This is a genomic window from Atlanticothrix silvestris CENA357 (assembly GCF_016056295.1).
In the GTDB taxonomy this organism is placed as follows: Bacteria; Cyanobacteriota; Cyanobacteriia; order Cyanobacteriales; family Nostocaceae; genus Atlanticothrix; species Atlanticothrix silvestris.
In genome coordinates this window covers 16,965-28,344 of the sequence record NZ_JAECZB010000040.1, presented here as the reverse complement: position 1 = coordinate 28,344, position 11,380 = coordinate 16,965, and the positions used below count along the sequence as shown (strand labels likewise).

At 41.2% G+C, this 11,380-nt stretch carries 6 protein-coding genes; 4 read left to right on the top strand and 2 right to left on the bottom strand.

Going from position 1 to position 11,380, the window contains the following annotated elements:
* Window positions 1-70 precede the first annotated feature (70 nt).
* Window positions 71-661 (bottom strand): chromophore lyase CpcT/CpeT, encoded by a 591-nt coding sequence (locus I8751_RS15115; RefSeq protein WP_214439972.1) that lies wholly within the window; start codon window positions 659-661, stop codon window positions 71-73.
* Between the two features lie 200 nt (window positions 662-861).
* Here I8751_RS15115 and I8751_RS15110 point away from each other — a divergent pair, with 200 nt between their 5' ends.
* Window positions 862-2,073 carry a tetratricopeptide repeat protein gene (locus I8751_RS15110; RefSeq protein ID WP_214439971.1) on the top strand — a complete coding sequence of 404 codons (1,212 nt, stop codon included), beginning with the start codon at window positions 862-864 and terminating at the stop codon, window positions 2,071-2,073.
* Window positions 2,074-2,223: 150 nt separating this feature from the next.
* Here I8751_RS15110 and I8751_RS15105 read toward each other — a convergent pair whose 3' ends face one another.
* Window positions 2,224-3,573 carry an AAA-like domain-containing protein gene (locus I8751_RS15105; RefSeq protein WP_318780330.1) on the bottom strand — a complete coding sequence of 450 codons (1,350 nt, stop codon included), beginning with the start codon at window positions 3,571-3,573 and terminating at the stop codon, window positions 2,224-2,226.
* 1,386 nt (window positions 3,574-4,959) lie between these two features.
* Here I8751_RS15105 and I8751_RS15100 point away from each other — a divergent pair.
* The 3 genes from I8751_RS15100 (at window position 4,960) to I8751_RS15090 (ending at window position 11,295) form a co-directional block, all read left to right on the top strand.
* Complete coding sequence (locus tag I8751_RS15100; RefSeq protein ID WP_214439969.1) at window positions 4,960-6,219, top strand: calcium-binding protein; 1,260 nt, start codon at window positions 4,960-4,962, stop codon at window positions 6,217-6,219.
* 347 nt (window positions 6,220-6,566) lie between these two features.
* On the top strand, window positions 6,567-8,708 hold the full coding sequence (locus I8751_RS15095) for a glycosyltransferase (protein ID WP_225894169.1): 2,142 nt from the start codon (window positions 6,567-6,569) through the stop codon (window positions 8,706-8,708).
* Window positions 8,709-8,754: 46 nt separating this feature from the next.
* Window positions 8,755-11,295 carry a pentapeptide repeat-containing protein gene (locus I8751_RS15090; RefSeq protein WP_214439968.1) on the top strand — a complete coding sequence of 847 codons (2,541 nt, stop codon included), beginning with the start codon at window positions 8,755-8,757 and terminating at the stop codon, window positions 11,293-11,295.
* Window positions 11,296-11,380: the final 85 nt, after the last annotated feature.

Here is an 11,380-nt window from a genome sequence, read left to right as displayed (position 1 = left end):
GAATGGGGCATGGGGAATGGGGGCAGAGGAGAATATTTTGTACAAGTTCTCTCTTCTGCTCTCTGCTTCCCTACACCTTCACCTCATCGGCAAAACTGTTCCAGCGCACAAAATGAAATGGGCCGGCGATAGATCCCCAGAGATGTTCATCGGTTTCTAAATCTCGTCCTCGGTCAAGGCTGAGAAATTTCTCTTCGCTAATCTCAAATTCATTATCTAGATAAGTGTTTTGTCCTTTGCGAAAAACAATGCAACCTTTTCCTGGTTCTACTCTGCCTTTGAAGCTGTTACCAGTCCACTCTACAATCATGTTACAGCCTGGTAACTTTTCTAAGCGATCGCTACTTAGAGTATTGAGACGTTGCAAATCACGGGAAGCACCGTAAAAAGTTTCTTCTTGTTTAACAGTGTAATTTTCAATTTCGATGCGATCGCCTGTATTTACCAACTTTAATACCCGCATTCTATAAGGCTCGTTTAGCTGATAATCATAAGCTTGTTCCACAAACAAACCTACCCCTGATAACAGTTCTAAGGGCAAAGGACGCATACAAACGCGAATATGGGCAAAAAAAGGCGGATTTTCAAAAGCTTGGTCTTGATTGCTAAAATCAGCTGCCATCCATCGAGCTAAGGTGGCAATATCTGTAGAATTAGTCATACCGATGAGCAATTGGGTGCTAAAAAATCATCTGGGAGTATTGTAGAGCTTGGGAATAGGGAATGATAAAAATTAGTTTTGCTCAAATTGGTATTTTTTGTATTGGTGGAGAATTTTTCTTAAAATTTCGTCATCATTTAGCTAGGTAATTACTAATTACCAATTCCCCACGCGACTTATTCAGGTAAGGTAAAGTACCTATGCTACGGCGCTTAAGTGTTACTATCACTGTCGCTATACTCTTTAGCAGTTCTTTGACACTGGCACAGAGTAAAAAGCCTCAACAACCGGATAAATTTCCTCCTAGTCCATTAGAGATTACTACACCCGATCCGCTGTTGCCAAATTTAACGGATAAACAGCCATTAACTCTCCAAGAACAGCAAAGATTGGCGGTAGCCCTGGATTTATTGAATCAAGACGCTGCGGCGAAACTGCAAGCAGGTAATAAGGTAGCAGCGTTTGAAACTTGGAACCGGGAACTACGCTTGCGACGTTTTTTAGGTTCTTTGGCAGAGGTACAAGCACTGTCGCGGGTAGGTGCGATCGCCTGGAATGAAAATGATCGCCAACAGGTACAATATATTACTCAACGATTGCAAGCAATTCAAAAGCAGACACAATCCCAAAAAACTGTTGATATCCCACTTTTGCGATCGCTAGGTGAAGCTTACCAAAAAGTGCGATCGCCTAAACCTGCTTTAGAAGTTTATAACCAAGTTTTGGCAGCAGAACGCCAACAGCAAGATGCAGCCGCAGTAGTACAAACTCTCAAGACAATTGGGGAACTGCATCTAGCTTGGTTTGAATATCCCCAAGCTGCGAATGTCTACGAGGAATTGTTAAGTTTAGATTCAGGCGATCGTCTAAATCAACTAGCATACTTACAACAGCTAGCTTATATTTACGAGCAGTCAAAACAACCGCAGCAGACAATAAATACATTAAATAAGCTAGCAGCGATTTACACAAATGAAAACAATCTTACCGAAATACCCGAATTAAAACTAGCGATCGGCGATAATTATCAATCTTTAGGACAAACAGATCCTAATTTACTGCGAGAAGCTTTTAACAACTATCAAGAAGCTTATACTACTGCTTGGCAATTGCAGCAGTACGCTCGTGCTGGGGAAGCTTTACAGAACTTAATTGGCTTATATCGTTCTCAAGGTCAAATAGAAGAAGCTTTACAAGCTAGCCAAATTCTCGTAGAAACACAAGAGCGAGCCGTCAATTTTTATGGGGTAATGCAAGCTTATGATCAAATCGGGCAAATGTATGTAGAGCGCAAAAATTATCCCCAAGCATTAACAGCTTTTCAAAAAGGATTAGAACTAGCGCAACAACTTAAGCATGAAGAAGCATACTTTACTCAGCAAATTGAAAAGTTACCAAAAGCCAATTTTTAAGTAAAAATAACTGGAGATTGAGGTTGAAGAGAAGTTTCCAACCCACCAGCCTACCCAACTTATCCGAACCGTATTGGTTTTTGTCGCGATTTTTTATCTATTTGTAAGAAATCCGGGTTAATGTACCGCCAACTTAATATTGATGAAGGTTCATCGGATTTGAATTTGTTTTCCTAATTGTTGATGGAAATAAAGTCGATATAATTCGCAACTGATGCGTGCTTGATTACCTTCTAGTTGTACTAAACCCATGCTTTCTAGTTTGTAGGCTGTGATTGCATCTAGTTCTACTCTTTCGTCAATTGCTACTACTTGTTGCATAGCTGACATCAGTTGCGGTTCTTTTTGTAGTAGAGTCAAAAGCCCTCTTAGATGCTGACTGAAGATTCCCGCAGGAGTAGCTGCTGTATCTAGTAATTGTTCCAGCGTTATGTTCTCTTGACGCAGATGATAAAACGCTAAGTTTACTAAATAGGGATGCCCTCCAATCATGGTTTGCAGACGTATTAGATATTTTGCTGCCCAATCAATTCCATATTGTTCTGCCAAATTCCTTACCTGCTCTAAGGTAAACGGTGGTAGTGAAATAGTTAGGCCTACATTGAACAGAGATTGGTTGAGTTTGAGGGGTACATAAATTTCAGTTGTATGTACTACAATAATCCGTAGTTTTTCCCATGTTGGATCTTGCTTGGCTTGTTCGTGCCAAAATCGCAGCATAGACAAAAAATCTTGAGCAATATTGAGATGTTCAAAAATACGACTGATTTGATTTAAAGCCAAGACTATAGGATAATTATCAAGATATTGCAATAGGTATGCTTCAAAATAGATTTTGCAGCTCACCTTGCAGCCCATCTCTGTATCCCAAAAATCATCCAGACTAGGAAATAGCTTTAACTGTCTGCTGGTATTAATGCAAAACCAGCGCAAAAATTTATCTAGGGATGTAAACAGGGTTTCATCAGCCTCTTGAAAGTCTAAATAGACTGTATGATAACCCTGCTGCTTTGCGTGGGCAATTATTCGGTTGAGCAGTGAACTTTTTCCCATCTTACTAGGTGCTTTAATTTGTAGCAAGCAACCTGGATGCATAATTTCGTTAAAAGTCAATCTTTCTAAAGGAGGACGAAAGATATAGAAAGGAGAATTTAGAGGAATAGGCCCACTGGGAAAGTCTATTTTGCTGGCTGAGATGATATTTGGCACCATTTTGAGGCTGGGTTCTTCTACCAATTCCTGTGTATATGTTGTGCCTTGCTGGTCTTTTTCAAATACTAAATGTAGGTTCTTTTTTGTTATCCTCTGTCCCAGCATTTTCGACAAATCTTGCCATAACTGAGAACCAATTTCTTTAAGGTAGTCACTACCATAACTAGATTCTTCTGCCATCTCACTATAAGTTTTGCCTAACCAAGATTGATGAAGCACAAACCGTTGAATGTATCCGAGAGACTTGTCTTGTAGAATTTTTTCTACGGCTTCTGGGAGTTTTTGCACAGGTAACAAAATTTACTATCTAAATAGATTTACGTATTTTTTATATTTAGTAATAATATACAACTCAAGACAGCTGTAATTGTGATCAAATCTATTCAAGACAGTTAAGACAGTTAAGACAGTTAATTAGCTCAAATATAAAGTTCTGATGTGTCTTAGTTTAATCACAGTGAAACTCAAATTTTTCGAGGTATCTATAGATTTCTTTATCACTATACTTATCACACTTATTTCAGAAATTACAATGTTTTTTAATTAGGTTTGTATTTTATCTAAGTAAGAAAAGTAGGTTTTTAAAGCAAATTCATTTTTACTTTTTGAAAAAAATGTTTTAATTGATTTTAAAGTTATAAAAGTAATAATAAAGTAAGAAAAATAGGTTTTTGTGCAACTGTATTTTACAGAGTTCAAAATGGTGCTATTATCTATCTCAGTTGATTTTAAAAACAAAACAAAATATGACGTTATCGTAGCATTAACAGTGAGAATAAATAACCTCACTCACTATTAACTCAATTTGAAAAGTGCTTGACAATGATAATATCTAGTGCGGCACTTATATTTCTAAAGTTCATTCAAAACCAATGTAATCCCTTTTAGTGCAGAAAGTTATCTGCCTTCTTCTATATCTAGATATAACTTATATATATATATATATATATAGATGTAGAAAAAGTGATATTTATGAATCAAATTAGCTTAAATGATTTGACAGTTAAGCTTAATAATATTAAAGTGTTTATCCTATTTCAAAAAAATACTTCATCTAAAGTATTTTGGTTTACGGCTAGATTCGGTAGAAAAGTTGCAATGGCTTTTTATAGCTCTACTTTCATGTGTTATTTCTGAAATGGTGCTACGGACTTAAAAACGTAATCCGATTCTTTTGGTTGCGTGAATTTAACCAACGTTAAAAAATAAGCTTTTGCTTAGTATTTGATCTATTGAGCAAACTTGTACAACCGAGGAACAATATTATTGTCTGAATTTTCTCTGGGAAAGTTCAGCATTGCTTGTTACAAAATACAAACCTTCAGTTAATGAAGCAAGGTAACAAGTGAAAAACTGCGATCGCATCATGATTTGAAATATTGCATTGTTGTTAATCGTATTCCTCTAGCCTTGTGGCGAGCCTACGAATAACAATCTTTGCATTGTTGCATTATCTAAATTACAAAACTTTTCCAATCACAAATGTTTAATCGTGGGTTTCTACGGAATATGTTTGATGACTTTTTGCTATTTATTCTCACCAAAGATTGATTTCCCCCTCTTTTTTGGAGAGGGGGGAATGGTGAGACTGGCAACAACTGAGGTTATACAGTGTACCAAGCACGTTCAAGTGAACTAGCAAAATACTGTTGGAAAACAATAAGGATGTAGATTATGGCAATCAGAAATGGAACAGAACTGCCCGATACCCTTACAGGAACTGCGAATGCCGATACGCTTCGTGGCAATGGTGGTGATGACGAGTTATATGGTTTAGGTGCAAATGACCTGCTTCGAGGTGGTAACGATAAAGACTCGCTGTTTGGCGGTAATGGTGCTGACAGGCTATTTGGAGATGCGGGTGAAGACTCACTCTATGGTGAAGCTGGTAATGACACCCTAATTGGCGGCACAACCATTGACGATGCTCTTGATGGCAAAGATTTCTTAGATGGCGGTGCGGGTGCTGACTGGGTATATGGTGGCTTTGAGGACACTGCACTTGGTGGCGCTGGTAATGACACCTTAATTGGTAGCTTCTATGATGACGTGCTGTACGGCGACGACACAGAAGGTAGCATTCCGGGCGGTGCTGACTACATTGATGGTGGAGCCGGCAATGATACTCTTTATGGTGAAGCTGACAGCTTGGCTTCGGGTAGTGCTGATACCATTTTGGGTGGTGAAGGTGATGATACTCTTTACGGTTATGCCGGTGATGACTCTCTTCTAGGTGGAGACGGTATTGACTACCTCGATGGCGGCGATGGTGATGACTTTCTTGATGGTGGCACAGGTACTAGCACCCTCTTGGGCGGCGCTGGCGTGGAAACCATCAGAGGCGGTATTGATGGTGACTTCATTGATGGTGGTGAGGGTGCTGACAACCTCAATGGACTTGGTGGAAATGACACCATCTACGGTGACTTCGATGCTGAAGAAAGTCTTGCTGGTAATGATGTTTTAAATGGCGGTGCTGGTGATGACTTCCTCGACGGTGGTGCTGGCGTTGACCGGGTTATCGGTGGGGCTGGTATTGACCTGATATTTGGCGGTGAAGACCCAGAAACCCAAACTGCGCGTGATACTTTGACTGGCGGGACTGATACTGATTACTTCCAATTACTATTCACAGACTTTGTACCAGAGCCAATTGATCCAGGTGAACCAATCGTAACTCCTCCGGCTGGTGACTGGATTACTGACTTCCAGGATGGTACTGACTTCTTCTTGCTTGAGGGTATTGAATTTGAGCAACTATCGTTCCAGCGTATCAATCTTAATGTTGGTGGTGTTGCTACAGCTAGTACTCGGATCTACGTTACTCCTGAAGCTGGCATTCCTATTTCTCAAGCCGAAACTCTGGCAGTTGTGCAAGGGGGACTTCCTGGACGATTTGACACCACAGATTTTGTTACTGATACCCCTGTCTAAGAAATGGGCAACTAGGTGGTTTACTTGGGTTCCAGCCAAGTAGCACACACCTAATAGTTGCCCCAACCATGAAGAGTAGCTACAGAGTGTGGATAACTTGTTAAGCTACTCTTCGGATTAAGCCTCAATTATAATCTTTTGAATTCCAAATACACGTAGGCTGGGCATTTGTCCTCCAGAATCCGGATATGGTGTGCATTGTTCACCCTACGCTCCCCAGACTGAGAAGTTTAATAAACACCAATTCTCGAAAATTCGGCAACAGCTTCAAACCTAGAATCCTATATGCTGTCGAAATTTCGTAATCACGAATTGGTATAAAACCTCAAATCACTAATCCGCCAAGTTTGTTTGCAAGATTCTCGATTCATCAAATCGAGAATCTGCTTACCCATAGTTGGGAAAAGCAAGACACCAGCCATCCAAAAGCCATGCGAATTTTATTTTTGCACCCCAATTTCCCTGCCCAATTTCGTCATGTAGCTGCTGCTTTAGCTAAGGACAAAAATAATCAAGTTTTTTTTGGTACTACTCGCCAAGAAGGTAAATTACCTGGTGTCAATCGGGTCGTTTATAGCCCAAAACGAGAAGCTCGGCCAGAAACTCACCACTACGTCAGACCTCTGGAAAATGCTGTTCTTCAAGGCCAAGGCGTGTACAGACTGGCAGAGCAGTTGAAAGCACGGGGATTTGTGCCGGATGTAGTCTATGGTCATTCGGGTTGGGGGCCGACTTTATTTATCAAAGATATTTTTCCTCAAGCCAAGTTACTGTGTTATTTCGAGTGGTTTTATCACGCTCATGGTACTGATGCAGACTTTGATCCGAGCGATCGCCTGACCACGGATGATGAAGCCCGGATTAGAATTAAAAATGCGCCGATTTTGCAGGATCTATATAGTTGCGATCGCGGTCTTTCTCCTACCTATTGGCAGCGTCAACAATTTCCTCTGGAGTACCACAATAAAATTACTGTGCTTCATGACGGGGTCGATACTAACTTCTTCTGTCCCAAACCAGGAGCAAAGTTAGTTCTTCCGCGCATCAATCTAGACCTTTCCCACGTTGAAGAACTGGTTACTTATGTAGCACGGGGTATGGAGCCTTACCGGGGATTTCCCCAATTTATCGAGGCTGTTGCTTTACTCCAGCAAAAACGCCCGAATTGCCATGTTGTGATTGTCGGAGAAAACCGCGTCGCCTATGGTAAGCCTCTGCGCGATGGCAAAACCTACAAAGAGGCAATGCTAGAACAATATGATCTCGACCTGAGCCGAGTTCATTTTACAGGTTGGTTGCCTTACGAAGAATATCTACAAGTTTTGCAAGCTTCTGCGGCACACGTTTATCTTACTCGTCCCTTTGTTTTATCTTGGTCAATGTTGGAGGTGTTATCAGCAGGTTGTTTGCTGATAGGTTCTCGAACTGCGCCTGTTGCTGAAGTTGTTCAAGATGGCGTTAATGGACTGTTAGCAGATTTCTTTTCACCACAGGAAATCTGCGATCGCATTTTAGAAGCCCTCAACCATCCAGATAAAATGGCGGCGATTAGGGCGCAAGCAAGACAAACCATTTTAGAGCGTTATGATTTGGCGCAACTATTACCCCAACATCTGCAATGGATACAGCAATCAGAAGAGCGCAAACTAGTGTCGCCGTGGGAAGGGACAAAGTTAAAGTTGGTTGATACTGTAGAACACAAAGGATTTGGTGGACAAGATCAAAAAGCTGAGAAATTATCAGCCAAACTTTCACAAATTAATAATCAGACCTTAACAACTCAAGATATTCTTCCCCTCTTGAGTAAATACCAACTGTTACCAAAGCTTCAGCAAGAACTAATCATTGATCAAGCGATCGCACCTTTTAGCTGTACCAACGAAGAACAAGCCAAATGTTACCAAGAATTTTGCGAACAAAATCAGTTGTCATCAGAAATTGAACGTCAAGCTTGGTTACAGCAGCAAAATCTGAGCGAAGCACAATTTTTAGATTTAGCAACTCGCAACCTCAGAATTGAGAAGTTCAAAAAAGCCACCTGGGGTAGCAAGTTAGAAACTCACTTTCGCCAATTAAAACCGAAACTTGACCAAGTTGTTTATTCTCTAATTCGCATTAAGGATGGTGCTGTTGCTCAAGAACTTTACTTCCGCCTGCTAGAAGGTGAACAATCCTTTGCGGAATTAGCAAGGCAATATTCTCAAGGTGCAGAGGCTCAGACTGGTGGCTTAATGGGGCCAGTAGCCTTGAGTACACCTCATCCTCAACTTGCCCGCATCCTTGCTCTTAGTCAACCCGGTCAATTATCTCCTCCAACCAATATCGGTGATTGGTGGTTAATCGTGCGGCTGGAAAAGTTTATACCAGCACAGCTTGATGAGCCGATGCGGCAAAGGTTACTGAACGAGATGTTTTCCTACTGGTTAAAAGAGCAATTGCAACAGCAAACATCGACACCTAAACCAATAGGAATACAAAAACTAGCTTGACTTTATAACGTTTCAATTCATTAGATTTTTTGAGGTAATAAACAATATGCCAGCCTTTAACTTTGACAACCAAACCCTAGTAGGAAATGACTTTAGTGGTCAAAATCTGAATGGCTCTTCTTTTTTCAAAGCTACACTTCAAAACGTTTTATTTACTCCCAACGAGCAAGGTATCCGTACACAACTTAGAGGTACTAATTTTGAAGAAGCAGTTCTGCTCAATGTTGATGCTTCAAATGCTATCTTTGCCCCTAATGCCAACTTTCCTAATGGAGCAAACTTTTTTAAAGCCACATTCCAGAACGTTAATTTTTCAAACGCTAATTTAACGAATGCAATTCTGCGAGAAGCTAATATTAGTGGCGAACAATCCCAGCGCAACAACCTCAGGCGTACTAATTTAACTGGAGCCGATTTATATAAGGCAAATCTCAAAGCTGCTGACTTGACAGGAGCTATTTTAGTTAATGCTAACCTCCAAGAAGCTATCCTAGAAGCCACACTCTTCGTCAATGTAAATGCAACGGGGGCTGACTTCCGGTTGAGCAACTTTACAGATATTACCCTGCGAAACTCTACATTTGATTTAGCTAATTTAAGTGGTATCAGTATCACTGATACAGCCCCACTTGATCCAACTCAGCCAACAAATGCCAAGTTTCGTGGTGCTGATTTAAGCAATCTTAGTGCCGAAGATGTTATTCTCAGCGGTTCTGATTTTAGTGCCTACGTAGATACCAATGGCAATACGACTGAGACTAATCTTATTGGTGCTAGCTTTGCTGACAGTGATTTGACAGCAGCGAATTTCAATCAAGTTAACGCAGTAAATATTTTCTTAGATGGAGCCAATCTCAGCAATGCAAGTTTTATAGGGGCAAACCTTACGGGAGCTAACTTAAATAGTGCTAACCTTACCGATGCTGTGTTAACTAACGCCATCCTAACTGGGGCAATCTTGAGTAATGCCAACTTAACGAATGCAGATCTTAGGTCTGCCCAACTGGACAATACCAGATTGGATAATGCCATACTCATGAATGCCTTGTTGTCGTCTGCCAACAATTCCACGCTGACAGGGGCGAATCTAACTAACGCATTTTTAGAAAAATCTAACTTGAATGGTGGTGATTTCACCAACGCCATTTTAGTCGGTGCTAACTTAAAAGAAGCTTTTGGAAATGACCTCACCAGTTTTGCAAATGCTGACCTCAGCGGAGCTAGTTTAGAAGTTGGTAGTTTCATCGGTAGTAACTTTAGCAATGCCAACTTAAGCAATACAATTTTGACCAAAGGTAACTTTACCAATGCCAACTTTGTAGGCGCGGATCTAACTGGGGCGATCGCAGTTGATGTCATTGGTCTATCTATTGGAGACGAAAGCGACAACACCCTCATCGGTACAATCGACAACGATAACATTTTTGGCAATGGTGGTAATGACAACCTCAGTGGTGGTGCAGGAAATGATTATCTTGATGGTGGTGCTGGCAATGACACTCTTAATGGTGAAGGAGGTGCTGATACTCTCAACGGTGGTGCTGGTAGTGATCAGATAAACGGTGGTACTGGTAATGACTCTCTAATTGGTGGTGCTGGTACTGATAATCTCAATGGTGGTGCTGGTAACGATTACCTCGATGGTGAGTTAGGTAATGACGCGCTGGTTGGTGGGGTTGGCGATGACATCTATGTAGTTAATAGCACAGGCGACACCATCACAGAAAACGCCAACGCAGGTATAGATACTGTGCAGTCTAGTGCTGCTAGTTATACCTTGAGCAACAACATAGAAAACCTGACCTTGATTGACAGCGCCCAAAGCGGTACAGGTAACGCACTTAATAACACTATTACAGGTAATGAAGGGAACAATACCCTTATTGGGGCTGGTGGTATTGATACCTTAAATGGCGGTGCAGGTGATGATCTGCTGGATGGTGGTACAGGAGATGACTTTTTAATTGGTGGTTTGGGCAACGACACTTATGTAATCGATAGTGCAGCAGATGTGATTACAGAAAGTATCGATGGAGGTATAGATACTATCCAATCCAACCTTCTCGACTATACCTTAGCTGCTGATACTCTAGAAAATCTAACCCTGCTGGGTACAGCCCAAAACGGCACAGGTAACGCACTTGCCAACACTCTCACAGGTAACGCGGGTAATAATAACCTCAATGGATTAGGTGGTAACGATATCCTCTTTGGTAATGGGGGTGACGATACGCTCCTGGGAGCAGCAGGTAACGATACCCTCGATGGCGGTTTAGGCAACGATAACCTCAACGGTGGAATCGGTGCTGACTGGCTGACTGGTCGTGCAGGTAATGATACCCTTAATGGTGGTGATGGTAATGATACCTTGATCTTTGCATCAGGCTTTGGTAGCGATCGCATTGTTGGTTTTGCTGATGGTGCAGACAAAATTGATCTCAAGGCATTTGCAACCAGCTTTGGCGCTTTGACAGTTAATCAAGCTGGCGCAACCACAGTTATTTCTAGCTCGCTTTTCGGTACAGATACGATTACCCTAGCAAGCTTCAGTGCCAGCAATGTTGATGCTAGCGACTTTATCTTTTAACTTTGCAACAACATAACTAGCGAATATTTAACTCCTCGACTTTTCAAGAAGCCGAGGAGTCATAATCCTCCCTAATTCCTCTGAC